This is a genomic window from Bdellovibrio sp. CKG001 (assembly GCF_055397465.1).
Genome location: NZ_AP029173.1, coordinates 2168319 through 2194147 on the forward strand (window position 1 = coordinate 2168319; position 25829 = coordinate 2194147).

Here is a 25829-nt window from a genome sequence, read left to right on the forward strand (position 1 = left end):
AAAGCACAAAGGGAGCTTCACGCTCCCCTTGTCAGGATTACTTAGTGATTCTCATCGTCGGGAAGAAGATGATGTCTCTGATACTTGGGCGATCAGTTAACAACATCACGATACGCTCAATACCGATCCCCACACCCCCTGTCGGTGGCATGCCGGCATCGATCGCCAACAAGAAGTCTTCATCCATAGGATGAGCTTCGTCGTCCTTGGAACGATTGGCTTCCTGCTCTTTCAAACGCGCCAACTGATCTTCGGGATCATTCAGCTCGGAATAAGCATTCCCGATCTCCATGCACGCGGCGAAAGGCTCAAAGCGTTCCACCAAACGGTTGTCTCTGCGGTGGATCTTAGTCAGTGGAGAAATCTCCACCGGGTGATCCATCACAAACGTTGGCTGCCACAAGTGCTGTTCTGCCGTTAGCTCAAACAACTCCATGATCATTTCGCCACGTTTGCCGGGCTCGTCGATATCGCCACCGTGTTTGCGGATAGCTTGGAAGATTTCATCATCCGTCGCTTTATCCGGATCAATCCCTGCGTATTCTTTCACGCCATCATGAACCGTCAGACGTCTCCAAGGCGGGGTAAAATCAATTTCCTTGCCTTGATAAGTCACTTTCATGCTGCCCGTGATTTTCAACGCCAGGCCTGAAATCAGCTCTTCGAACTGCTTCATCTGATAGTTGTAATCCGTGTAAGCCTCGTAGAACTCAAGCAAAGCGAACTCCGGATTGTGAGTTCTGTCGATACCTTCGTTACGGAAGTTTTTGCTGATCTCGTAGACCTTTTCAAAACCACCCACAATCAGGCGCTTCAAATAAAGCTCCGGGGAGATTCTCATGTAAAGCTTCATATCCAAAGCTTTGTGATGAGTCGTGAACGGTGTCGCCGCTGCACCACCATAAACAGGCTGCAACGTCGGTGTTTCAACTTCCATAAAGCCGCGGTCATCCAGGAAGCGACGAACTTCCTTGATGATTTTGGAACGGGTTTCAAACACCTTGCGGGAGTCCGCATCGGTCATCAAGTCCAAGTGTCTGTGACGATACTTGATTTCGATATCCTGAACCCCGTGGAATTTCTCCGGCAGTGGTTCGATGGATTTTGTCAGGATCTGGAAGCTCTTCACGTAAATGGAAAACTCGCCTTTTTGCGACTTAAAGACATATCCATCGACGCCGACGATATCACCCAGGTCCACCAATTCAAACGCCGCGCGGTCCTGTTCGGAAAGCTCTTCCACTTTCACGTAGACCTGCACTGTGCCTGTCTGGTCCTGGATATTGAAGAAGGACGCCTTACCCATCATACGCAAAGTCATCAAACGACCGGCGATGCGGTAAGAATATTCCGGCTTCTTTTCACCCGCCTGCAAAGTGGCTGCGTGTTCTGCAACAACTTCAGAAATCTTTGCCTTGTTTTCAAAGACATAGGGATACGGGTTGATGCCTTTCTCGCGAAGGGCATGAAGTTTTTTACGTTTCTCCGCTCTGAGCGGATTTTCATTAATACTCATATCTACTCCAGTTGCGGGGCCCACGGCCCCTGCACTTTGTGCGACCGGCGCTTATAGCTTTTTACCGGCGAAGGCTTCCATCACGTTGTGTAGCAATTCAAGCGCTTCTTTCTTCGGACGTTGGAAGGCATTGCGGCCCATGATCGAACCAAACGCGCCACCTTGTGCCAGCTCGCCCACTTCCTTCAGAAGATCCTCTGTGCTTTTCGCTTCGCCACCAGAGAAGATCACGATGCGTTTGCCATTGAAGCAAGACTGCACGATGTGACGTGTACGATCCACCTGGGACGTCACTTTGATACCTTGTTCTTGGTAAACTTTCGCAGCAGCCGCTTGTTCAATGTGAGCTGTGGAAGGTTTTACTTTGATGATGTGCGCGCCCAACTGAGCCGCGATGTGAGCCGCGTATGCAACCACGTCAATCGCTGTTTCGCCTTCTTTGGAGATCTGCTCACCACGAGGGTAAGACCAGATCACCACAACAAGTCCTGCCTCTTTCGCCGCGCGAGCCGCGTTGGCGATTTCTTCGTACTGCTGTTTGCGATCTGCAGAACCCGGATAGATCGTGAAACCAATACCCACGCAACCCAGTCTCAAAGCGTCGTCTACATAAGACGTCAATGCAGAGATCGGCGCTTTGTTGGAGTAAAGAGAATCAGAATTGTTGATTTTTAGAATCAAAGGAATCTCGCCCGCATAGTCGCGAGCAATCGCCTCAATCGCACCCAGTGGAGCCGCATAAGCGCTGCAACCGGATTCAATCGCCAGCTCAACGTGGTAGTTTGGATCATAACCATCTGGATTTTTCGCAAAAGAGCGAGCCGGGCCGTGTTCGAAACCCTGATCCACTGGCAAAATAACGAGCTTTCCAGTTCCCTTCAGCTTACCGTGATTCATCAGGCGAGCCAGGTTCGTCAAAACTCCTGGGTTGTCAGCTCCGTACCAGTTCAAAATCTCTCTAACTCTTGGCGTCATCTAGGTCTCCTCTGATGAAAAAAGAACTCACGTTTAGTAAGGCAGTGCCCGAACAGACACTCCCTTAGGCCGGTAAATTTAGTGAGTTTTTTTAATATAATCAAGCGCGTCTCAGAGATTAACACGCTTGGCAGAAAACCCTCTGTGGTATAATGTTCCTTGTCCCTTGAGAGGTCCCTATGAGTGCACACGTAAAAAGTCAGGTCAGTTTTGAATCCACCCCGAACCCAGCCACGATGAAGTTCCTGCTTCACCGTAAGGTCACGGACGAAGGCTTTGACTGCCCGACAGTGCAAGAGGCTGACCGCTCTCCTCTGGCTGCCAAAATCTTTGGCTTTCCCTGGACCAGCTCTGTTTACGTAGGCCCGGACTTCATCACGGTGACCAAGCAGGACTGGGTGGAGTGGGAGCTTTTGGCTCATCCTTTAAGCGGCCTGATTCAGGAACATCTGGATCGTGATGAGCCGGTGGTGGTTTCCTTCATCCAAACTGAAGAGGACGATGAAAACGACAGCCCGATGGTTCGCAACATCAAGTCTGTTTTGAATCGCGAAATCCGCCCCGTTGTGGCCTTGGATGGCGGCGATATCGTTTTCCATAAGTATGAAAACAGCGTGCTTTACATTCATATGAAAGGCGCTTGCTCCGGCTGCCCAAGTTCCACGATCACCCTGAAAGAGGGCATCGAAACACGCATGAAGGAACTTTTCCCGGAGATTTCAGAAGTTGTCTCAGTCTAAACTTGTTCACGAAAGTAAGCTTTTAGCCAAACTTTCAGGTCCTATCGTTATTGGCCAGGTCGGCCAGAACCTGATCACTTTGGCCGACACCATCATGGTGGGCGCTCTGGGATCTATTGCCCTGGGGGCCTCTGCCTTTGCGGGCAGTGTCTTTATCGTTTTCCTGCTTTTTGGAATTGGTATGCTGGCACCGGTGACGGCGTTGTTTGCACGCATGCAAGGGCAGGAAAATTATCCGTATGGCGGGGTTCTGCTGCGGCATAGTGTGATCGTGGCCGCGGGCTTAAGTGCGGTGATGATTGCCGCTCTTTATGCACTTCTGCCGAATCTGAAATTGTTCGGCCAGACACCAGAAGTTTTAGAGATGGGGTCAGCTTTCTTTGAGATCACCATCTGGTCCGTCTTCCCCAGTTTGCTGTATCAGTCTTATAAGCAGTTCACGGATGGCATTGGAAAAACCAAAGTCGCCATGTTCGTGATGATGTTTGGTGTCTTTTTCAACATCGCCGGCAACTATGTGTTGATCAATGGCTACTATGGCTTTCCCAAGCTGGGCCTGAATGGCGCGGCTTATGCCACGCTTTTTGCGCGCACTGTGATGGCACTGATGATGGTGTTCTACGTTCACGCCCATCCGCATTTTAAAAAGTATCTGACCGAGCGCTGGACTCATCGCTTTGACCATCACCTTCTAAAAAATATCATTCGCTTGGGTATCCCCAACGGCATGACCTACATTTTTGAGGTCGGGGCCTTTTCTTCAGCAGCCGTGATGATGGGCTGGTTTGGCGCAACTCCACTGGCCGCGCATCAAATCACCATCAGCCTGGCCAGCACCAGCTTCCTGATCACCCTTGGGATCGGGATCGCGGGCAGCATTCGAGTCGGCTATGAGTTGGGCCGAGGGGATTATTCTTCCGCCCGCTTTGCCGGATTCACCGCTATCAAAATGGGAGCAGCTTACATGGGCCTTTGTGCGCTGGGCTTTTTCTTCCTGCGTGAATGGTTCCCAACATTCTACGTCAAGGATGTGGATGTGATCGCCTGGGCGGCAAAGTTCTTTGTCGTGGTCGCAATCTTCCAGATTTTTGATGGCGTTCAAGCTGTCGCGATTGGTGCCTTGCGGGGTATGAGTGACACCCAGTGGCCCAGTATTATCGCGTTCTTTGCCTATTGGGTGATCGGACTTCCCGCAGGTTATCTGCTGGCTTTCCACCTGGGTGTGGGGCCGGTCGGCATCTGGATTGGCTTGTTGATGGGTTTGATCCTGGCTTCTGTTCTTCTGACGTGGAGATTCCACATTTTAAGCAAACGATTCTTAATCGTCTAAGGACGATAAACGCAGCGGAATCCGCCGTTGCTCAAAGTGCCTGCGGCGTTGGTGGCTCTTTTTGCCGCAAAGACTCCGGCAGTATTTCCATCATAAGCAGCACCACCGCGCCAAATCGTGCTGATTCCCCCATTGGTGTTTGTGAAGTCGATTTTACCAAATCCGCAATAGTCCGGGCTGCCCGAAGCCGAACAACTCAAAGTCGTCCCGTATTTTGTATCCAAAGCGTAAGCCGTTGACGTCGAAGGATACAGATAACTTGCATCCGCATAAACCACAGAGTCGGCATCTTTAATCACTTCGGCCGCGTTCCCGGCGAAATCCCAGATAGCCATATTATAGGGTAGATAATGCAAGCGACGAAGTCCATTGCTGGTACAAAGTGACGAGGTGTTGGGAGCACAGGAGTCCGCCACATTCGCCGCCGTCGGCGTCGCTGACTGAGTATCACCACGATGTAAAACTCCGGTTCCCGCGGTTCCTGAAGTCCAATTCGTCGCCTGACGTGCGATCAAATCCGCAATCGCATTCCACTCGGTGTTAGAGAGTAGATCAAAGCCGTCTCCCATCCCCGTACAGGCTGCCGTCGCATCCATCATACTCAGTGAACTGGGTGTATAGCTTGCAATAAAGCGAGGCACGCCTCCGACCATTTTGGCTTCAAACTGCCCCACGCAGAAAGGCGCCACACCTGCAACATTCGGATTATGAATGTATACAAATTCATTCGGACAGCTAAAGGCGAACATCGTTTTTATCGTATCCGCACTGACGTTGCCAGCGACATCACGGGCCCGCAACACATACCGATACTCAGCTCCAGGACTCGTGGTTGTATTGTGATAGAAGCCGGACGTCACCTGCTGCCAATCCATGACCAAAGCACTGTTTCCAGCATTTTCTATGCGCGCTTCAACCACAGCACCGGCCTCAGTTGAAAAATTAATGGCCGCCGTACGATTCAAATAAGTTGTCGAGGATAAACTGACCGAAGAAAGAACTGGTGGAACCGTATCATACGTGCGTGTCAAAGACGTCGCGGCCGAGTTGGTATTGCCGGCCGCATCTTGTGCAACGCCCGCTGCAATACCGATGGTTGCAATCCCCTGCACAGAAGGTGTGACGGTGAAGGAATAGCTTGCACCACTTCCACTGAAGCCAGAGATCGTCCCACTGGATAACGTGACATCAGAAGAAGCAAAGCCGGTAACCGCTTCGCTAAAACTCACTGTCACCGGAATGGCTGTGTTGGTTGTCGAAGGGGCCGATGACGTCATCGTCACTGTCGGTTTGACCGAGTCATAGGTTCGCGTTAAGGAAGAAGACGCCGCATTTCCATTACCGACAGAGTCCACTGCCACAGAGGCCGCAACAGAAACTGACACCGTACCCTGGGCCGTCGGAGTCACCGTGAAAGAGTACGTCGTCCCCGAACCCGAGAAACCACTTACACTTGCGTTAGTCACACTGACATCCGCCGCAACAAAGCCCGTCACACTTTTACTAAAGGTGGCCGTCACTGAAAACGCCGCGTTCGTACTGGCGGCTGCGGCTGTCGCCAACGTCACGGTCGGTGCGACGGAATCATAGGTGCGATTCAGCGTGGTGGCTGCTGTATTTGGGTTTCCAGCCGCATCGAAGGCCACGGATGCTCCGACCGCCACACTCACAGCACCTTGAGCTGACGGCGTCACCGTCATCGTGTAAGTCGTTCCAGTACCGCTAAAGCTTGAAACAACACCGTTGGTAACCACAACTTCGGCAGAGGTGAAATCAGTGACACTTTCACTGAAAGTCACCGTCACTGGAATCGCCGCATTGGTCGTTGCGGGCGCCGTGGAGGTGATCGTCGCCGTCGGCTTGACGTTGTCGAAAACGCGAGACAAAGTGCTGGCCGCAACATTGGTGTTACCTGCCGCATCTGTGACTCCCCCGGCAGGAAGGTCGATAACCACACTGCCTACAGCCGAAGCCGTCACTGTGAAGTTGTAAGTTGTGCCCGAGCCACTCACCGTCCCGACTGTACCCCCCAGGACCGTCACATCTGCGGCGGTAAACCCTGTGACTGGTTCACTGAAGGTGACTGTCACCGGGATTGATGCGATATTTGTCAGACTGGGCGCCGTTGAGGTCAAAGAAACTGTCGGCTTAACGCTATCAAATGTTCTGGTCAGCGAGCTGGCCGCAGCATTTCCATTGCCCGCCACGTCGGTCGCGACATCTGCAGCCACAGACACGGTCACCACCCCTTGAGCGGATGGTGTCACGGAGAAACTGTAGTTCGCCCCGCTGCCTGTGAAACCGCTGATCGTTCCGTTTGTAACGCCCACATCTGATGCGGTGAAGTTACTGACGGACTCACTAAATGTGACGGCCACCGGAATCGGCGAAGTGTTCGTTGAAGCTGAGGTGGTCGAGGCCAAGGTCAGCGTCGGCTGGACGCTATCAAAGTTTCGTGTCAATGTCGTGGCAGCCGTATTGGTATTGCCAGCCACGTCGGCGGCCACACCCTCAGCAATTGAAACAGAAAAGACACCTTGATTGGTGGGAGTCACTGAAAAGCTGTAGCTCTTTCCACTTCCTGAGAAACCTGTCACAGTCCCGCTGGACACAACGACGTCTGAGGCCGTAAAGCCAGTGACCGATTCACTGAAAGTCACAATCACCGGAATATTCGAACTGGTGTTGTTGGGAGCCGCGGACGCCAACGTCACTGCCGGTCTGACACTGTCGAAGGTGCGGGTCACATTGGCCTCACTTGAATTGGGGTTTCCCGCCAAATCAAAGATGGAGCCTTGTTCAATAGTCGCAGTAAAGAGCCCCTGATTCGCAGGACTGACCGAGAACGTGTACACGTTCCCACTGCCACCAAATCCGCTGACCTGACCACTGGAAAGTATAACATCAGAAGCCTTAAAATCACGAACCGGCTCACTGAACGTCACTTTGATCGCAATGACTGAATTGGCCGGATCTGACGTGACAGATTCCATTGTCACCGTAGGTTCAACAACATCGACTTTGACGACCTTTTCCACTTCTGAATAGGACCGAAAAGCCCCGGCTTTAGAGTGTGTCACGCGGATGGTCGCATCTGTTCTGGTACCGCCCGTGTACTGTGTCGCTAATGAAAAATTTTTGCTGTCATCACAGTTGCCCGAAATCGGTGATCCACTGAAAGGACCTGTGATCACCACCACCCCTCCGGATTCCGCACAGCTTCCAGAGATCATATAGGAACCACCACCCACTGCGGCACTATTAATGTCTGCAGCTTGTTCAAGCAAAAGTTCCGGTGCTTTGAACTTCAAAGTTAAAGTGCGATAGAACACCTGCACTTCACCCAACAGGTCCTTGACGTGCCAGCGAATCTGAAAGTCCTGAGCCATATCGCCAGGCTTGGATGGTGCCTGATAAGGAGCCACGTGCTCCAACGGCAGCTGCAACTTTGCCTGTCCGCTGGTGGCACAATCAAACACGGTCCCGGAAGCCAGCTCTGTGACATCACGCCATTCTCGGGTCTGCGGATTTTCCACCTCGATCTTGTCGATGGCTTTGTCGCAGGTGATGTTAAGCTCCACAGGGCCCACACCTTCCGAGGACAACTCACTTCCACCACCGCTGCCGGTGTCGATGACAAAGTCACCTTGATTGCCTTTGGTTGTGCCGTTCAAGAAGGCCATTTTGATGTCGCGCTCGGAACACGCTGACAGGAATAAAACAAATGCGGACAGGGAAATAAAATTCCCTAAAACTGACGAAAGTTTCTTTAGTCCCCATCTGCACATTGGCATGATGAACTTATCGGCTATATCCTAATCATGTTTAGTTTCAGTCTGAGACTTTTCGAAGTATGTTCACCCTTTAACACAGAAAGGGAACGCAGTGATGCATGCGTCTACTTCTCATTCCGATACTAATGCCAGCGCACATTGCGATCTTCTCGAATATAGAGGCTTCCAATCACAAAAGTCATCAAGGCCACCCCTATCGGATATATCAAACCGGCAAAATGATTCCCTGTCGCAGCAACAATGGCTGTCCCAATAAAAGGCACCAAGCCGCCAAAAACTCCGTTCCCAATGTGGTATGGTAACGACATCGAAGTGTAGCGAATCTGGGTTGGGAACAGCTCTACCAGAAACGCTGCAATAGGGCCATACACCATGGTCACAAAGATCACCTGGATAAACACCAGCACTGTCAGCATCACCACATTCGGATTCACGGCGGCCGCCAAGGGCTCTGCCGGATTCCAGCCTGAATACGCCTCCATCGCCTTATAGATCGGATAATAACAAAGAGCCGCTATCAAGCAGCCCGCCATCATGATGCTTTTGCGTCCGATTCGATCGGACAAAGCTCCAAACACCACAAAAAATGGAGTCGCAAACAACAGCGCCACGGCGATGATTTGATTGGCGATGACAAAATCCACTTTCAGAACAGTTTGCAAATAATAAAGCGCATAGAACTGCCCCGTGTACCACACCACCCCCTGGCCTGCGGTGGCACCAAACAGTGCCAGAATCACCAGACGGCGATTTTCCGGATGCAGAAAGCTGTCACGCAAAGGACTGGATGATCCCTTCCCTTCGGCTTTCATTTGTTTAAAGACCGGGGATTCCTCCATCTTTCTTCGAATCAAATAAGACACCAGGACCAAGACCACGGACAATAAAAATGGAATGCGCCATCCCCAGTTGCTGAAAGTTTCTTCGCCAAGACTTAATCGTGTCGCCAGAATCACCCCTAAGGAAACAAAAAGACCCAAGGTGGCCGTCGTTTGAATATAGCTGGTATAATATCCCCGCTTCCCGTCGGGACTGTGCTCTGCCACATAAGTCGCAGCTCCCCCATATTCACCCCCTAGCGCCAACCCCTGCAAAAGCCTCAGCAGCAACAACAAAATAGGTGCCAGGATTCCGATACTTTCATAGCCCGGAAGCAACCCGATGGCCGTTGTCGCCAACCCCATGATCAGCAACGTCACCATAAAGGCATACTTGCGCCCCACCACATCCCCGACACGTCCAAACACCAGCGCCCCAAAAGGACGAACTATAAAACCTGTGGCAAAAGTGGCCAACGTACTTAGCAGCGCCACCGTTTCATGACCCTTAGGAAAAAATTGAGAGGAGATGATTGTGGCCAGGCTTCCGAAAATATAAAAGTCGTACCATTCAATCAGAGTCCCGGCGCTGGAGGCCCCGATCACTTTCCAAATTTTGCTTTTTTCAGAATTGACAACACCCGTTGTTTGGGCCGCAGTGGCTGTCATAAGATCCCCTCCTGATTCAACATCATTTTGATCAGGAGGTTTATCCAACAACAAACAAATTTGAAGACGATTTCAAAGACTTAATTTGTGCCTGTCGAGTGGCATTTCTAATTAAACACCATCTCGCAGCGAATCGCACTGCCTTTGACGGTTGCCTCCGGCACCTTAAAGCCCAAGGTGTTTTTCACTTCAGTCCAACCCAATTTTACAAGATCCCGATGGGACATTTTTTCTTCAAGCACCAGTGCACGGTAAACGACCACCGGATGCTGCTTTGCCAGGTCTTTCATCATTTGACTTACAGTCAAAGTGCTTCCGGCATCCGCCAGCAGCTTGTTCACAATCACCAAGCCCCGGTTCAGACTGACAAATTCATAGGGCAGACGCAGACCCAAATCCATGGCAAAGGCGGTCCACTTTTCCATACTTAACGGCTCTTCATAGCCAATGCGAATGTTGTGCATTTTGGCTGCGATCAACTGATGGAAATAGGATTCGGTGATCGTGTTCTTGCTTTTGTCGCTTAACTTCCAAAAGGCCCGGGCCATCAGTTCTTCATTCAGAAGCTCAGTGCCAGCCCCTAACAACATCACCTGCCGTTGCATTTCCTTTGAAATCACTCCACCCATTCCATAATCCAGAATATTGACCACGATCTTGGGCTCTGTCACCTGAATCATGAAATTACCCTGATGCAGGTCCGAGTGATAGAATCCGCCTCCAAACATAACCTCTTTGGACCAGATGCGCGCCATTTCCTCGACAATCAACTTTTTCATGTCCGGTGCCATCTCTTTATAGGGGGCAATTTCTTTATCCAGTTTTTTGCCGATGACCATTTCCTGCACCATCAAGTCTGAATCCTTGGGGCCGTCATAAATTTTGGGCACATGGAAATAAAGTTCGTTCTTGTATTGAGCTGACTTCAGGAAAGCCGCTTTTTCATAGCGACTGGCCGCCAGCTTTTGGCGAAGCACGGTATCGGCCTGGTTTAGTTCGGCCACCACCGTGTCTGTGATATCCTGAACCACGGGGCTAAGCTTCGGGGCTCCTGTTTTACGGAATTCCTCATTGGCATCCAGAATCTGCGCCACCTCTTGCAGAATACGTTTGTCTTCCTCGACGCGGGCTTCGATACCGGGCTTGATAAAGCGCACCACCACATCATGGCGTTCGCCATCGATCATCAGCTTGGCTCGATGAACCTGCGCCATCGTGCCCACACCCAGAGGCTTTCTTTCAAAGTAAGTGAAAGCAAATTTGTTGTTCTTTCTTTTTAAAATGCTTTCAACCTGCTCCCAAGGGACCGGACGCACGGAATTTTCCAGACCCTTAAAGACTTCCAGCATTTCGGGTCCCAGATCCGCCTGGCGTGCCACGACCTGCAGCAGTTTTTGCAACTGCGGTCCGCTGTTTTGCACCATCAATTCAAACTTCTTCATTTCAGAAAGATGCAGGTCCCCGCCCAGATAAGAGGACACAATCAACTTCTTTGAAGCCGGACTAAGACGTGCGAAGTATTCTGTGAACATGGTCTGCAGGAAGATCTTCATGGTTGCATCCTGCTGGGCTGCGAGATTGGACTGAGCGATCTTTTCACCCACATGATCCAGTTCCGCCATCTTGGTGTTGAGCATATCCTCACTGACCTGCAACAAAGTGCGGGCCATCTGCAGGCGACCTGAAGAACTGGACAGGACCCCTTTGGCCTGCTCCAGAATCTGATCAGGGGTCAGAGATTTTAAATCTCCATCCATCATTTTCAACAATTCGGCCTGTTTCCATTCCAGATAGGAATCAATTTGCTGCTGTACACGAGGGGATTTTGCCGTGAACACGGACACGGCCCGGGGACCACGGGTCTCGATGGACTCCACATCCAACGCCAGACTGTGGGTGTTAGGCCAAGAGCCTTTATAAAGACTCAGGAACTCATTGAAGTTGCGCACTTCGACGGTTTTAACGGGCAACTTATAGGTGGATTCAATGTAGGTCATGGCCCGCTTCAGAATCGCCTCTTTCGTTTCGGGCGTCTCATTCTGAGACAAAAGCGCATAACTTAAAACCAAGCGCTCTTCAAAGGACAGGTGCAGCCCCGCCTTTTCCGGCGAAGCCGCCTGAACCCAAGAGCTCACGGCAAGGATAAAAAATAGGATGAAACCAATAAATTTTTTCGACATGATCCTCTGTCTTGCAGGGATCGCGCCCGGGATTTAAGGCCTTAATGTGGAATTGAGTGCTTAAGAACTAATCATGAGGCAAGAACTGTCAGTTCTGAGTTCTACTCCAGAACCTCGACCGCGTCACCTTTCCGAACAACCCCGGTATTTTCCGGGATCCACAAAGTCCCAAAGAAAACATCCTTGCCATCACGGCGATAGCCCGAAAGGGTTTTCAGCGGCTCGGCCCCGGTTCGATCCCCTGTCGACTGATCAATGGTTGTGATCGTGCAGCGGCTGCAGCGCTTGGGTTGAGAAAACACCACTTCACCCACACGGATCTTCTTCCACTGTTCTTCCTCGAAAGGCACTTCTCCAGAATAGATAAGATTGCCACGGAAACGATCCACACCCACTGGCTCTGCCAAACGGGAATTCAGGTCTTCAAGGCTTTTCAGATTGATCAAATGAACCGGTCGCGCATCGGCAAAACGCACTTCAGGTTTCCAGTCCATAGAATGGGAAAGCACACGACGCTGTGAAAATGGAGCATAGCGGACCAGACGCAGGTTCGCCCCCAAATACTGGGACAGCGCCTGAGAATACAGATCTGGTTCTAATGCCGCATCAACCGTATCGTTCCAGATCTGCACCTTCACCTGACGCTGAAACGAGTTCTTGGTGGAAATCTTAAAGAACATTTTCTGAAAACCGACCGTCAAAGCCGCATCATCGTAAAACACCTCCACCGTCGCAAGCTTCGGCAGTGTTCTTTGTGTTACAAATTTACCGGCTTCATCCACCAGCATCCACTGGCGATCCCCGAGCGGCCCTTCATGAGTGATAGTCATCTGATTGAGCTTCTGAGCACGGGCGGACTTGATGGGATAGATGCAAAGTTCTTCGATTTTCATGGGAACTATGCTTTCTTTTTCGCAAATGAAAGGCAAGCCCTAAGAAAACACGCCGCGCTCCAAAAAGAAAAAGGGCCCCAAACTGGGACCCTTTCACAGAAATCTAATACATAGATATCCAATTTCTATTTTCTAACGTTTACCAACCCAAAACGTAACCGAAGATCAGAGGCGCACAGATAGTCGCATCGGATTCAACGATATAGCTTGGAGTCGTTGGAGCCAATTTACCCCAAGTGATTTTCTCATTTGGAATCGCCCCAGAGTAGGAACCATAAGAAGTTGTGGAATCAGAGATCTGACAGAAGTAGCTCCACAAAGGAACATCTTCATGGCCCAAATCCTGCTCAAGCATTGGCACAACGCAGATCGGGAAGTCACCCGCAATACCACCGCCGATTTGGAAGAAGCCCACTGGAGCTTTTTTGGAAGCCCCCATGTACCATTCTGCCCAAGTCTTCATGTACTCGATACCACCCTTAACGGTTGTTGATTTCTTGATATCACCCTTGATGCAGTGACCAGCAAAGATGTTACCCAAAGTGGAATCTTCCCAGCCTGGAACAACCATTGGAAGATTCTTTTCAGCAGCAGCCAACAGCCAGGAATTTTTAGGATCAATCTGGTAGTACTGGTTCAATTTGCCAGAAAGAAGGATTTTGTACATGAACTCGTGCGGGAAGTAAGATTCACCTTTGGAATCCGCATCCTGCCAGTACTCAAGAACCACGTTCTCGATACGACGGATAGCTTCTTCTTCTGGGATGCACGTGTCAGTGACACGATTCAAATGCTTCTCAAGAAGTTTTTGTTCATCTTGAGGAGTCAAATCACGATAGTTGGGGATGCGCACATAGTGATCATGAGCAACCAGGTTGAATACGTCTTCTTCAAGGTTTGCCCCTGTGCAGGAGATCGCGTGAACTTTACCTTGACGGATCATTTCAGCCAAAGAAAGACCCAGTTCTGCCGTGGACATAGCACCTGCCAATGTCACAAGCATCTGGCCACCGTTTTCCATGTGAAGTTTGTAGCCTTTAGCCGCATCTTTCAAAGCAGCCGCATTGAAATGACGGTAGTGATGATCGATAAACTGAGTAATTGGACCCATGATTTCTCCTTGTTATTAATAAAAGCTGAAAAGCTTCAAGGAGGACATCGGTCCCCGATTAAAGATTTCTAGCTTTCATCAAGAGCCAAGGAAACTACCAGAAAAGATCGAAAACTCAAGCACAGATTGCTTTTTGCAAAAGAACCAAGCTGTGCCCGAAAGTCCTGTACTTCCAATATTTTATAACCCGCGTCTGGCCAGCAGAGCTTTGGCGAAAAAGCCCTGATCACGGCGAATATCAGTGAACCCCTGAGCTGCCAACAAGCCCTCCATGGGATTCATGGTGTAGTTCTTGTAAAAAGGCTCGTGAAAGTCCACGGGGAATTGTTCCAGTGCCCATTCCAAATCCTTGGTGTCCTCTTTCTGCAACGAGTCCACCAGCCCGTAACAACCGCCCGGCTTTAACACCCGGAACCCTTCGCCGATCACCTGACGACGAATTTCATGCGGCAGTTCATGAAACAAAAAACAGGAATAGACAAAATCAAACTTCGCATCCTGGAACGGTAAATCTTCCGCCGCCCCTTGCACAAAATCCAGGCGGTCAAACTCATGCAAATTGTCCTGGGCCTTTTTTAAGTAGGGATAACTCAGATCCAAAACCGTGATTTTAGCCTTGGGATAGGCCAGCTTCATAAATCGGGTCAGTCGTCCGGTGCCCGCTCCGACCTCCAGGAAGTGCAAGCCCGACCCATCACCTGGCAGAGCTTCTTTTACCAAAGGAATGATCAGGCGGCGCATAGCATCGGCCGCACCGGAAAAAAGTATTTCCACCTGATGCTCATAAAGCTCCGCCGACTGACGTGTCAGATATCCACCCGTTTGAAAATGGAAATTGCGCTGATAGTATTCCGGCAGGTCTTTCAGGAAATTTTCAGCCTCTTCGCTGAAATCCCGCGCATCCTTCTCCGAACGACGTTTGGAGATCGCATAACCGTCATAGATAATGCGCGGATATCGCAGGAAATGCTGGGCCACTTTTTCAGGCTTTAGCACTTCAACGGGATAACACCCCTTTGCAATATTCTCGCTGTCTCTTTTTAGCAGTTTAAAAAGTTCGGCATAGGCCGCCCTCATCTTCTGAGGCTCCAATGCATGATGGGATTTGCGGCGTCCCGTGGTGACAAACTCAAAAAAGGGCAAGGACAACTGCTGAACAGCAAAGCCTGCGGACCTCGCCAGGGAATAACCCAACGTGACTTTATCCTGATACGGAATCTTGATCTTCACAGACCACCTCCACATCTAAACGTCTCAGACTGTGAGGGTGCCGTCAAATAGGGAATGCTGCCGCTTCAGGCCGCAGCTTTGACTCCTGACGCCAGACCAAAGATAGCATCCACGTTGCCCCCCACAGAACCAATGGCTGCATGAATCACCTGAGAGTTGGCTTGTAACAAACCCGACTCTTTCTTGATGGTGGATGTGGCCGAGCGGAGCAACTGAATAAAACGGTCCATCTGCTGAAGATAGTGCATAAAGGCCTGTTTCACCTCGTCCACGCGGGCCGATTCAACAGCTCCGATTTGACGAATCACCTCTAGCCCCGTGATAAACTTTGTCACCTCACCCATCGCCAATTCAAAATCGGACAGATACTTGGACAAAGAAGCCACTTCCCTGCGCAGGTTTGCCGAATAGTCTCGGAACAGACCTGAGAAGTCCTTCTGATTGGCTGTCATTTCGGCAAAAGCATCTTCTGATTGATGCAGTTTGGTCAGGGATTCTTTAACAAAGAAGTCCACCATGAGCATTTGCACATTCAACGCCGAAGCCTGCAGAGAGCATTTTTGAATGACCGCAGCCAGATTCCCGACAAAAGTGTTCAGTCCGCTCAGGTTGTTTTCAATTTGACCGGACAGTGTTGAGAACTCTTTAGAGACAACCCCCAGACTGGAGGCCACATTGCCAAACTTGGCGGCGGCAATAGTCATATTCACGGAAATAAATTTCAAATTCTGAAACTCTCGATCCAAGGAATCAATGGTGGCAAGCAGGACATCATTGGAACTCTGAAAACCACCGACCTTGGCAAAAACATCGTTCAACCGGGTCAGCGTCGAATTGGTCACATCTGCAATTTGCGTGAACTGCGCATTTTCACGTCCCGCCGCCCCTTCCTGGCGCTGTTCCTGAACTTGGGCAGCTCGTGCATTGAGTTCAGTCAATGCGGCCTTCACCATGAACTCTTCATAGTTTTTAAACCCTCGCTTCTGGATTGATTCCACCAAAAGTTTTTCGCCAGCCTCCAGGTCATCGGAACCCTTTTCAAAGTCACGGATTTCTCCATAGATTTTTTGAACCTCTTGAAAGATGGCAGAGGAAGGTTTGAAGCGAATGGACAAATATCCATCCTCAATCGGAAATGCAAAAGCGTAAACCCAATAATAGCTTCCGTCGCCTGCAAGATTCTTCACATAAGCTCCGATCGGTCGATCCGCTTTTAAGGTGTCCCAAAAAAGCTTAAACACCGAACGAGGCATATCCGGATGCCTGATAAGACTGTGGGGAGCACCGATCATCTGCTCTTTAGGATAATTACTCACCCGAGTGAAGACGTCATTGCCAAAGCGGATGACTCCTCGATTGTTCGTGGTGGAAAAGAAGAACTCATGGAACCCAAATGGGCTCTCATTCAGAGTAGGTATTGGCTTTTTCAAAGTAGGCCCCCGATGGTAAGATGGCTTACTTATCGGGATGATGTCGAACGCATCAAGGTCCTGAGAGTATATTTTTTTACAAAAACTTTACAGAAATGGAGGGATTATCAGAGCTTCACTCAATTACTGTAAAGTTTCCTTGTCGCGATTGTGAAACTCGAAGTCTTTGAATTAGAAGTTTCTTCACCTTGACGTCTGCTATGTCCCAATCCGAATCAATCCTATCCGAGAAAAGAACACTTTCTTTACGATCCCCCTGTTTTCTATCATGTCGCCTCACATTCGATCCGAAAAGACATTTGGAGGCCTCATGAAAACTCTGAACGTCCTGCTGTGTCTGATTCCCGCCCTCTTCACCACTGGGTGCGTATTGCAAGCCCAACTAAAGCCTGCCGAGGCCAATGCCTCAGAGGGTGATTCGAACATTGGATCTTCGCAAAGCAGCTTCACGGCGATTTTTAAAGCCAACAACACCCATCTGGTGGGTCTTTATGATGAGAACACCACCGCTGCGACCGTTAGCGGTGTCTGTAAACCTGGAGACGTGATTGTTCTGGATGGTTATGCAGTTGGATTGACGGCTTCAAGCACCGTCTTTTGCCCTGAAAGCGGAACCTGGAGCACCAGTTTTGACCTAAATGTAAATCCGAAATCCAGCTCTTATGGAACAAATTCTTTGATTGCCAGCACTCGCGGAAGCAGCACTTCCACAGCACTCATTCACCTGACATATTCACCAACAACATTCCCAACGGCCGACAGCTGGGCCGATTTTTACACGGATGGTCCCAAACAGTTCGTGGTACTTTACGTCGGGGGAGCCAACTCTTCTTCGCTCAACTCAAGAATTTCCCATCTTGGTCTGACTCAGAAGAAACAATATCAATATCGCCTTGAGATTTATCGTGGAGGCAGTGTTTTAATGAATCTTGGGACGGTCGACTCTTTGACCGCCACGAAGGAAATCACAGCCCCTTACACCTGGCAAAATGGGGACACCGTGAAAGTCACGGCATTTGATTCTTCCGGGGATGGCCCGACAGAGTCTTACCCCCTGCCCGGCGCCCAAAACGGCGTCTTGTAGATCAATTAAGTTGTCGCACCTAACTGTGAGAAGCGCCGGCAGCTGAAGCAGCTGCCGCTTTTCTTTTGGCTTTACCTTCTTTGTACCAGTGCCAGAAGGTCGCTCCGACAAAAACGAAGCTGAAAAGAATAATTAATGCAATCAAAGTAAACCAAGCAAAGACGATCATTTCTTCTCCGCCTCGCCCCATACCTGAGCATGGATTTCCTGGACGATGTGGGATGCCAGGTGCAGACCGAACGCGCCGGTGACAAAGCTTGCTGTCCCCCAGATCACATTACGGCTGTCACAGTTGTGCAAATCGTTTTGACCTTTCGGGCACACGCATTTGAACCCCTGACCGTTGTCGTATTTCAATTCGACGGGCTGAATTGGAGTTTCATCTGAGAAGAAGCAAGGAATGCCAAAATTCTTTTCCGGGAAATCATATTTCTGACGAAGGATCTTGCGCACTTGGGACGCCATCGGGTCCCCGTGTGTTGCAGACAAGTCCGCTTTTTTAATGCGCAATGGATCCATTTTCGCCGCTGTTCCGCCTGTAGTGACAACTTTGATACCACGCGCACGGCAAGTCGCCAGCAAGTGAGTTTTGGCCGTGATATTGTCGATCGCATCCACGATGTAGTCCGGCTTATGGGACAACATCATTTCAGAATTGGCTTCGTTGTAGAATTCCGGAATCACGTTCACGGTGTTTTGCGGATTGATCTTGCGCAGACGCTCGCCCATGACTTCGGCTTTTTTCTTACCGACCAAACCTTGCAAAGCGTGCATTTGGCGGTTGGCATTGGTGATGCAGATTTCATCAAAATCCACGACAGTCAGTTTGCCCACGCCAGAACGAGCCAAAGATTCCGCGGCCCAGGAACCCACGCCGCCCAAACCAATCACCATCACGTGAGTGTTGAAAAGACGCTTCATCACCTCATCACCAACCAAGCGACCCATGCGGTCGAAGCGGCGGTGAAGCACGTATTCAGTCTCTGGAGGTTGAGGCAGGTTGTTAGTTTGTGTCGTTTCCATATTTCGCCCTCACTCTATTGGCGGTGCAAATCTTCGAAAGTTTGCAGTAGTGATATCTAATATTTCCATAGGATCAAGGGATTTTAACTCCCCTATAGTTCTTGCCACCTCCCAGATGCTTTCTGGAGGGTTTAAGCCACCTTTATAGGCAGGTGGTGCCTGATCCGGGCTGTCGCTTTCAATTAAAAGCTGCTCCAGCGGCATTTCACGCACCGCCTGATGCAGCTTTTGATTGTCCGGGCGGCACACCGGGCCCCCAACCGACAGAAACAGGCCGCGTTTGAGGAACTCCTGGGCCTTACCCCAACTGCCGTTGAAAGAATGCACCATGCCTTTTTGTTTTGGAAGCCCCCAGACGTCCATAATTCGCAGGCTTTCCTCGTGAGCCTGCACCAGGTGCAGCACCAGAGGCTTGCCACTCATGTGGCCCAATTCCAACTGCTGCTCAAATACGCTGATCTGACGCTCCCGAGAGTCCTTCATAATATGAGGTCGGAAGTCCAACCCCAGCTCCCCCAATCCCTGTGCCTGCGGCAAAAGCCCCGCCAAAGCATCCAGGGCGGCTTCGCATTCGTCCTCGTCATGATCCACCACCCAGTACGGATGCAGACCAAAACAAAGGCCGATGTGACTTGGATACTTCTTTTTCAACTCGATCTGCCGGGCCCAGTCCTCGGGGCCCACGCCCCCTTGCATAAAGAAGGCAATCCCGCGCGCGCGAGCACTTTCGATCACTTCATCAACCTGACCGTCCCAGCGTGAGTCAGCCAGGTGTCCGTGGGCATCCACCCAATATCCAAATCCAACCATAGGTCCAGGTTATATCGTGAAATCCCAGACTCGAACAAGGGCGAAGTTCCGCCGATACATGAACGGTATAGGAGTATGTATGAAGCATAAATTACGCCTGGGTTTTGACGTGACTATGGAAAAAGGTGCGACATGGAAGCCCCTGAAAGTTCAATTCTGGAATCAGGAATCCACTTACGAGAAATTCAAAGCCTCTGAGCCGTTTAAATACATGTCTGACGCTCTGGTGGGTTTGTCACTTGTCAAATTGAACCACTACATCAAAAGCCCGGTGGCCACTCCTCACTTGGACTACAACTTCGCCACGGACGCCTGGAGGGCCTTGGACCCTCACACGGAACTATATGACAGATCGTCTCCACGAGTTCGCGCTTTGCAATCTCACATCGCGGTTGTGAATCCCGAGATCTGTGCCGAATTTGAAAGCCACTTCAATGAGCACTTTGAAACTGCCTTGAAACCCTGGGGTGTTGATTTGACGGCCTTGTGGCCGTTGCTGGACAGTTTCTCGTGGTTTGAAACCAAGATGGGTCAGCCGCTGATGTACAACTTCGGCTTGAACTTCTCAAAACCCTTCGTCGACAAACTTCAGTATCTGTATTCCTTCCTGTACAACCTGCGCAGCCTGGTGGCGGTGGATCACAACGCCCATGTGGAAGATCCTTCTCATGAAGGTGTGAAAGTTGATGCCATCACCGACTATCTGCCACGTGCGGAATATGTCGTGAACGATGCCCTGCTGTACTGGAACTTCAAAAAATTCTCACAGCCTTTCAGCGGCCCAAAAACTCCGGACAGCCGCGTTGAGAACTTATTTGTGAATCCGATGGAAAAAGCCTTCCAGAAGTATTCCCATAACGCTTGCCATCTGGTGAACAATCTTCCCAAAAACTTCATCAGTTCCCTGAACCCGATGGAGCTTGAAGAGGCCTTCTATCTGGTGCAAATGGATTGGCTGCTGGGCTCCCCGGCAGGCCTGCTGTTCAAAATCCGTGAAGAGATTTTCGCCCTGCAAAGTGGCTATGAAAAGATCTTCTGGAAAGATGTGGAGCCTCAGTTCCACTCTAAACCTGTCAGTCTGCACCTGTGCTGTGAAATCACACCTGAAGCCATTTACGAAGAAACAGCCGCCTAAGACAAACAAATTCCCACAAAACAAAAAAGCCCAGCTTCAAGCTGGGCTTTTGATTTTCTAGACGCTGTCACATTCATTTATGCAAGGCGCGACCGAAGAGGGCGCACTTCCGGAGTGCACTAACGGCTGGCGGCTTTGGCGATCCATCGTTCGCGGATTTTTTTGATCACGAAATAGATCACCAACAGCGCGATGATTCCAAAAACCACCAGCTTGAATTGACGAAGATATTTCAAGATAGGCTCACCATAGTGGGCCAGCAAGTAGATCTGAGTCGGCACACTGATCAAAGCCGCAATACCGTCGATCACCAGGAACTTCCAAACGGGATATCGCAACATCCCGCAAGCCAAATGACCTGGGAAACGAAGGCCCGGCGTGAAGCGGAAAATACCGCAGGCATAGGCACCGTATTTGTGAGTCCACTCTTCCACACGTTTCATCATGTGTTCAGGGAAGAACTTATGAACGCGCGGATGATACAGCAGCTTTCGACCGAAAATCCGTCCTATAAAGTAAATTAAAGTGTCACTGGCGACCACGGCCGTGAAAGCAATGATCGAAGCGGTGTGAACGTTAACAACCGGAGCCCCCTCATAAGGCGGCGGGAAATGAGCGGGATGCGCCCCCATGAAGGCCAGGATACCGACACTGATCAGCGTCACTTCTTCAGGCAGCGGAAAACCAACGGCAGATAATGCCATCATCGCAATCAGTCCGGCGTAAACCATGCCCGGCTGATAGGCGAACTGAGACATCCATTGAAATATTGGCTCGTTAGCAAACTCCAAACTGCATTCTCCTGAGGTCCTTACTATGAATTAAACAGTCCCACTTGAACACCATTACCACACCGTGCTATGTGTCTTTCTCACAAGAAGATTTAAGTATGCAGAGTGCCAGAGGTTTTGAATACGGAGTCAGACATATTTTAAGCCCTCAGTCTGGTGGGCTTTGTGATGTATTATTAAGCAATCTGGAACTTGATCGTGAACAAATCCAATTCCTGCTTCAACTGGGCGCCATCTATCACAATCATCAACGAGTTACGGAGAATTCCTCGGTTTCATCTGGCGACTATATTAGAGTCCATACGAAACCCCGCCGCTTCCCCGCCAACGATGGACAGTGGCTGTCGCGTCTCGTTTTTCAGAACGAACACTTTCTTGTGGTGAATAAAACCTCAGGCCTTCCGGTTCACGCCAGCGTTGATAACCTGCACGAAAATCTGCAGTCGTATTTGCAACAGACTTTACAACAAAACATCTACGTCACTCACCGCCTGGATGTGCCAACCCGGGGGCTCATCGTCTATGCAAAGACGGCAGAGTTCCAAACCGAGTTCAATAAGCTGCTGATCCAGCGTGAACTGCGCAAGGTCTATCGCGCCCGCGTTCAGGGGCAAGACCTGTCCACCGGACTGCTTCGACACTTTATGGAGCCTTCGCCGCGTGCACCGAAGGTGGTCAGCAAAGAAGCTCAACCGAAATGGCAGGAATGTCTTCTTGAGATTCTTGAGTTTTCAAAACTTGAAAACAACCAAGGCCTGGCAAAAATTAAGTTACACACCGGGCGCACCCATCAGATTCGCGCGCAACTGGGTGCTGAAGGTCATCCCATTGTCGGTGATTTTGCCTATGGTGCCGAAAAGCTGTGGGAAGAAGAGCGGATCGAGCTTGAGGCATGCGAGCTGGCGTTTACCAACCCGCTCACAGGGGAATCTCACGAATTTAAAATCTAAATTAGAACAAGAAAGCGTTGGTCATCAGGAAGTACTGAGTGTTCTCGGGCTGACCGAAGGCGATATCTTTACCACGATAAGAATTCAGGATCGTCGTGTTTGTCGCTCCCACCAGGAAGTTCAAACCACGCATTGGCGGACGGATCGCAAAGGCCACCTGATAGAAAGCCTTAGTCACATGACGAGCTTCCAATTGCTCAACTGCGGAAGAATGGTACCAGTCTTCTTCCAAACCGATACGTGGTTTGAAAGAGAAGTATTTGTTAATATCTGCGGCCACTTCCAGATACTGTTCCAAGGAGGCCTGTTTGTTGGTCTGACGAGGGTCCGTCACATAGTTGCCGTCCGGGAACTGAGGGATGTCGTTGTTGAAGCTGGCAGTACGACTCTGCCAGAAGAAATCCGGTTTGATACCGTAAGAGATGTAAGAGAAGCGTCCGATGGAATAATCAAAAAACATTTCCAAGCGAAGCTTGGCGATCATACCGGAGTTTTCCGCGTACTTGCTGGTTGGAAGATACAATTTCGCATTTCCTGCCAGGTCCACATCACCGATATAACCCAGGTCATAGTTGGCGTAAGCTACATGAATATCAGAAAGCTCCGCATCTTGTTTCACCTGATCACCGTAGGCATTCTGACCGGCGGTATTGAACAAGAAAGGAACACGCACAGAAAGCTTTTGGTCAGCGTTAATTTTATAGTTGGCACTGATATAAGTGTAGGATTCTTGAGAGCGACCATCGGTCTGTGTTTTACCCGGCTTCATGTTGGCTTGGGAAACAACCGAGAACAAAGTGAAGTTCCAGTTTCTGCGAAGAGAGTCACCAACCGACATCACCATGCTTTCTTCACGCTCTTGAGCAAAAGCGACGGATCCAAAACAAGAGAAAACAAGGGATAGGGCCAGGGCCTTTTTCAGCATGAAAGCTCCTCAGTGACAAAATTCGGGTGAAATATGCCATATCGCACCATGTTACACAAGTGGCAAAATTTAGACGGCGTGAGTCTCAACGAATTCCTAAAACTCTTTCAACTTGAGTCCACCTCCCCCTTCCCTTACAACTGAGGCATGAAAAATTTACTGCTGCTTAAGAACCTGACCCTTGCCCTTATATTGTCCCTGCTTGTCGGCTGTGCCGTCACCTTCAAGAAGGCCCAGTTTAGCCTTCCTCCGAAGGCCGCTGATGAGATCGCTGTGATGTCGTTTAACGTGGAAAACTTGTTCGACACGACTCATGATGCTGATCGCAATGACTATACGTACATGCCATTGTCAGCCAAACAAGACCCGGTCATTCGCCAGGCCTGCAAAGACAATAACGACAGTGGCTATCGCCTTTCTGAGTGTCTTTCCACGGACTGGAGCGAGACTCAGCTTGATAAAAAGCTGCAGAATCTTTCAAAAGTTGTCCTGGGCGTGGATGGCAACGGCCCGGATGTTTTAATGTTGATCGAGGTTGAGAATGAAAACGTTCTGAATATCTGGAACAAAAAATATCTGCAAAAAGCCAACTACAACACCGTGGTTCTGATCGAAGGCCCGGACAAACGTGGTATCGATGTGGGCTTGATGTCCCGTCTGCCAGTAGTGGGTAAACCGGTTCTGCACAAAATCCCTTGGAAGCCTAAAAACGACGAAGACAAAAAATGGATGGAAGCATCCCGTGGCGTTTTGGAAGTGACGTTGAAGGCTCCAAACGGAGATCCCATCACTTTCTTCACAGCCCACTTCCCATCCCAGGCCAATCCGACCTACTGGCGTCAACAGGCGGCTGAGTTCGTCGCCCAGCTGATCAAAGACAAGGGACCCAATGCCATGGTCATCGCAGGCGGTGACTTGAACATCACGCACGATGAGGAAGAAAAGGAAAAAATCTTCGCGAACACGTTCTCTCCTGTCGGTGCTGTTTCTCACTTCGTGGGTTGTAAAGAGTGCCCGGGCACGCACAATTATCGCAAGTCCTGGTCTTTCCTGGATGCACACATCTATTCCAAAGCTTTGCTAGCTGACGGAGCTGGCAGCTATAAAATGGAACCCGGCACGATTGATGTGATCCGCTATGAGGATGTTCACCTGAAAAAAGGCAAATACCCATTGCGCTGGGACTACGACCGCATGATCGGGGTGGCCGATCACTTCCCTCTTTATGTGCGTTTAAAACAGCGCAGTGAAGCGAAAGCGCCAGTGAAGGAAGAAGCCCCGACCAAGGACGCAAAGCCAGCCAAGGGCACAAAGAAGACCAAAAAGAAATAAGCTTCTAAATGCACCAAATAAAAAAAGCCGCGAGAGATCGCGGCTTTTTTTTATTCTTATTGTCTGATCGTCAGGACTAATTCAGAAGCAGTCGGCTCAGATCCACAACGGGACGACGTCCACACTGCCCCAGGTCCGTATCAAAAGAGCTTTTTTCAACCACAGCCCCGGACTTTGTCATCTGAAGAACTCGCGGTCTGTCGCCTTTTCCAATTTTAACGGAGCCTTCAACATCATTGCACTGACCATCAAGGGTCACTTTTGCGTTCAACCCACTGATAGAAGTAACCCAGTTTTTGCCATTTTTTCGGACACCCACAAATTCACCGCTTGCATTTTCCAGATCAATCTTACCATCAGCCAACTGATCAAGACGGATCGTGAATTCAAGAGAGTAAGTGAAGGTCTCTTTGCCAGTCACATTTTTCTTGCTGATATTCATAAAGCCATTGCCGGTCACGGTAACCTTGGCTTTACCTTCAGCATCAGCCACCAAAGAAATCTTTGCCGCATCTTCTTTGAAGTTCACATAGGTCTTTTCACTGATATCTTTTTGATCAACGGAAACCGAGTTCTTCGCCGTTTCTGCGATCAAGGACTTAACTCCATTTGCATCAGCCAAAGCCTGCACTTTCCAATTCTTTTTTACCGTCACCTGGAAGTTGCCGTGCTTGGTAGAATAAGCAACAGGTGCCGTGGCTGAGTTCAGGCTCAATTGAAGCAGATCACCGCTTTTGGTTTCCTCAGACTTCGAATAGTTTGCTGGCAGAGCTTCCGCATGTCCCAAAGACAATCTGATAACTTCCAGAGCTTCAACAACCTTTTCGGCCTGCAAAGATGCAATGGAATAAGAGCCGTAACGGAATTCGGTTCGCTCGCCACTCGTCTTTTTACCCTTACCGCTTTTACGGTTATTTTGCGCAATAATGCGATCGCGAGTGGCTTTGTCTGTGATGGCTTCGTCCTTCGGCGTACAGGCTGTCGTCAAAAGGGCAGAACTCAAAAATACGGCGGAAAGTAGTTTGGCTGTTTTCATGGAACAGGAATGTAGCCGGAATCCCGTCAAACTTCCAGAGGGACTACTCTCACTGCC

Annotated in this window: 21 protein-coding genes; 6 read left to right on the top strand and 15 right to left on the bottom strand. The window is 50.0% G+C overall.

Annotated elements, in window-relative coordinates:
- Nucleotides 1-37: 37 nt before the first annotated feature.
- Both lysS and ACZ50P_RS10405 read right to left on the bottom strand, forming a co-directional pair.
- Nucleotides 38-1516 (bottom strand): lysine--tRNA ligase, encoded by a 1479-nt coding sequence (lysS, locus tag ACZ50P_RS10400; protein WP_464117136.1) that lies wholly within the window; start codon nt 1514-1516, stop codon nt 38-40.
- Nucleotides 1517-1567: 51 nt separating this feature from the next.
- On the bottom strand, nt 1568-2491 hold the full coding sequence (locus tag ACZ50P_RS10405; protein WP_464117137.1) for a class I fructose-bisphosphate aldolase: 924 nt from the start codon (nt 2489-2491) through the stop codon (nt 1568-1570).
- A gap of 179 nt (nt 2492-2670) precedes the next feature.
- Between ACZ50P_RS10405 and ACZ50P_RS10410 the strand changes: the two genes are divergently transcribed.
- Both ACZ50P_RS10410 and ACZ50P_RS10415 read left to right on the top strand, forming a co-directional pair.
- Nucleotides 2671-3231, top strand: coding sequence for a NifU family protein (locus ACZ50P_RS10410; protein ID WP_464130979.1), 561 nt, complete (start codon nt 2671-2673; stop codon nt 3229-3231).
- The gene (locus ACZ50P_RS10415; RefSeq protein WP_464130981.1) at nt 3218-4561 is read left to right on the top strand and encodes an MATE family efflux transporter; all 1344 of its coding nucleotides are present in this window, start codon (nt 3218-3220) and stop codon (nt 4559-4561) included. Before ACZ50P_RS10410 ends, ACZ50P_RS10415 begins: the two co-directional genes overlap by 14 nt.
- Here the strand turns inward: ACZ50P_RS10415 and ACZ50P_RS10420 are convergent.
- The 7 genes from ACZ50P_RS10420 to ACZ50P_RS10450 all read right to left on the bottom strand — a co-directional run bounded on the left by ACZ50P_RS10420 (nt 4558) and on the right by ACZ50P_RS10450 (nt 16686).
- Nucleotides 4558-8355, bottom strand: a complete 3798-nt coding sequence (locus ACZ50P_RS10420) for an Ig-like domain-containing protein (RefSeq protein ID WP_464130983.1) — start codon at nt 8353-8355, stop codon at nt 4558-4560. The two genes, ACZ50P_RS10415 and ACZ50P_RS10420, sit on opposite strands and share 4 nt — an antisense overlap.
- A 122-nt stretch (nt 8356-8477) precedes the next feature.
- Nucleotides 8478-9842, bottom strand: a complete 1365-nt coding sequence (locus ACZ50P_RS10425; protein ID WP_464130985.1) for an MFS transporter — start codon at nt 9840-9842, stop codon at nt 8478-8480.
- A 107-nt stretch (nt 9843-9949) separates the two neighbouring features.
- Nucleotides 9950-12022: an AarF/ABC1/UbiB kinase family protein gene (locus tag ACZ50P_RS10430; protein ID WP_464130987.1), complete on the bottom strand. Its 2073-nt coding sequence runs from the start codon at nt 12020-12022 to the stop codon at nt 9950-9952.
- A gap of 101 nt (nt 12023-12123) precedes the next feature.
- Nucleotides 12124-12915: an MOSC domain-containing protein gene (locus ACZ50P_RS10435; RefSeq protein WP_464130989.1), complete on the bottom strand. Its 792-nt coding sequence runs from the start codon at nt 12913-12915 to the stop codon at nt 12124-12126.
- A gap of 139 nt (nt 12916-13054) precedes the next feature.
- Nucleotides 13055-14026 (bottom strand): deoxyhypusine synthase family protein, encoded by a 972-nt coding sequence (locus ACZ50P_RS10440; RefSeq protein WP_464117145.1) that lies wholly within the window; start codon nt 14024-14026, stop codon nt 13055-13057.
- A gap of 180 nt (nt 14027-14206) precedes the next feature.
- Complete coding sequence (locus ACZ50P_RS10445; protein ID WP_464117146.1) at nt 14207-15256, bottom strand: class I SAM-dependent methyltransferase; 1050 nt, start codon at nt 15254-15256, stop codon at nt 14207-14209.
- Nucleotides 15257-15321: 65 nt separating this feature from the next.
- On the bottom strand, nt 15322-16686 hold the full coding sequence (locus tag ACZ50P_RS10450) for a PAS domain-containing protein (protein WP_464130990.1): 1365 nt from the start codon (nt 16684-16686) through the stop codon (nt 15322-15324).
- Between the two features lie 310 nt (nt 16687-16996).
- Here ACZ50P_RS10450 and ACZ50P_RS10455 point away from each other — a divergent pair, with 310 nt between their 5' ends.
- The gene (locus ACZ50P_RS10455; RefSeq protein WP_464130992.1) at nt 16997-17770 is read left to right on the top strand and encodes a hypothetical protein; all 774 of its coding nucleotides are present in this window, start codon (nt 16997-16999) and stop codon (nt 17768-17770) included.
- 19 nt (nt 17771-17789) lie between these two features.
- On the opposite strand, the gene ACZ50P_RS10460 is transcribed toward ACZ50P_RS10455, so the two are convergent.
- Genes ACZ50P_RS10460 through ACZ50P_RS10470 form a run of 3 tightly spaced genes read right to left on the bottom strand, consistent with a single transcriptional unit; the run spans nt 17790 to nt 19603 of the window.
- Nucleotides 17790-17939 carry a hypothetical protein gene (locus ACZ50P_RS10460; protein WP_347357496.1) on the bottom strand — a complete coding sequence of 50 codons (150 nt, stop codon included), beginning with the start codon at nt 17937-17939 and terminating at the stop codon, nt 17790-17792.
- A complete protein-coding gene (locus tag ACZ50P_RS10465) occupies nt 17936-18793 on the bottom strand; it encodes a tRNA threonylcarbamoyladenosine dehydratase (protein ID WP_347357495.1) in 858 nt (285 codons plus the stop codon). The genes ACZ50P_RS10460 and ACZ50P_RS10465 overlap by 4 nt, the downstream gene beginning before the upstream one ends.
- Before the next feature lie 9 nt (nt 18794-18802).
- Entirely contained in the window at nt 18803-19603 is an 801-nt protein-coding gene (locus ACZ50P_RS10470) for a TatD family hydrolase (RefSeq protein WP_347357494.1), read from the bottom strand.
- 79 nt (nt 19604-19682) lie between these two features.
- Here ACZ50P_RS10470 and ACZ50P_RS10475 point away from each other — a divergent pair, with 79 nt between their 5' ends.
- Nucleotides 19683-20738: a hypothetical protein gene (locus tag ACZ50P_RS10475; RefSeq protein ID WP_464130994.1), complete on the top strand. Its 1056-nt coding sequence runs from the start codon at nt 19683-19685 to the stop codon at nt 20736-20738.
- A gap of 119 nt (nt 20739-20857) precedes the next feature.
- On the opposite strand, the gene ACZ50P_RS10480 is transcribed toward ACZ50P_RS10475, so the two are convergent.
- Entirely contained in the window at nt 20858-21529 is a 672-nt protein-coding gene (locus ACZ50P_RS10480) for a DedA family protein (RefSeq protein WP_464130996.1), read from the bottom strand.
- Nucleotides 21530-21627: 98 nt separating this feature from the next.
- Between ACZ50P_RS10480 and ACZ50P_RS10485 the strand changes: the two genes are divergently transcribed.
- Nucleotides 21628-22479, top strand: a complete 852-nt coding sequence (locus ACZ50P_RS10485; RefSeq protein ID WP_464130998.1) for an RluA family pseudouridine synthase — start codon at nt 21628-21630, stop codon at nt 22477-22479.
- A gap of 1 nt (nt 22480) precedes the next feature.
- On the opposite strand, the gene ACZ50P_RS10490 is transcribed toward ACZ50P_RS10485, so the two are convergent.
- Entirely contained in the window at nt 22481-23404 is a 924-nt protein-coding gene (locus ACZ50P_RS10490; RefSeq protein ID WP_464131000.1) for a hypothetical protein, read from the bottom strand.
- 147 nt (nt 23405-23551) lie between these two features.
- Here ACZ50P_RS10490 and ACZ50P_RS10495 point away from each other — a divergent pair, with 147 nt between their 5' ends.
- Nucleotides 23552-24736 carry an endonuclease/exonuclease/phosphatase family protein gene (locus tag ACZ50P_RS10495; RefSeq protein WP_464117159.1) on the top strand — a complete coding sequence of 395 codons (1185 nt, stop codon included), beginning with the start codon at nt 23552-23554 and terminating at the stop codon, nt 24734-24736.
- A 76-nt stretch (nt 24737-24812) separates the two neighbouring features.
- Here the strand turns inward: ACZ50P_RS10495 and ACZ50P_RS10500 are convergent, their stop codons facing one another.
- The gene (locus tag ACZ50P_RS10500; protein ID WP_464131002.1) at nt 24813-25772 is read right to left on the bottom strand and encodes a hypothetical protein; all 960 of its coding nucleotides are present in this window, start codon (nt 25770-25772) and stop codon (nt 24813-24815) included.
- Nucleotides 25773-25829 lie beyond the last annotated feature (57 nt).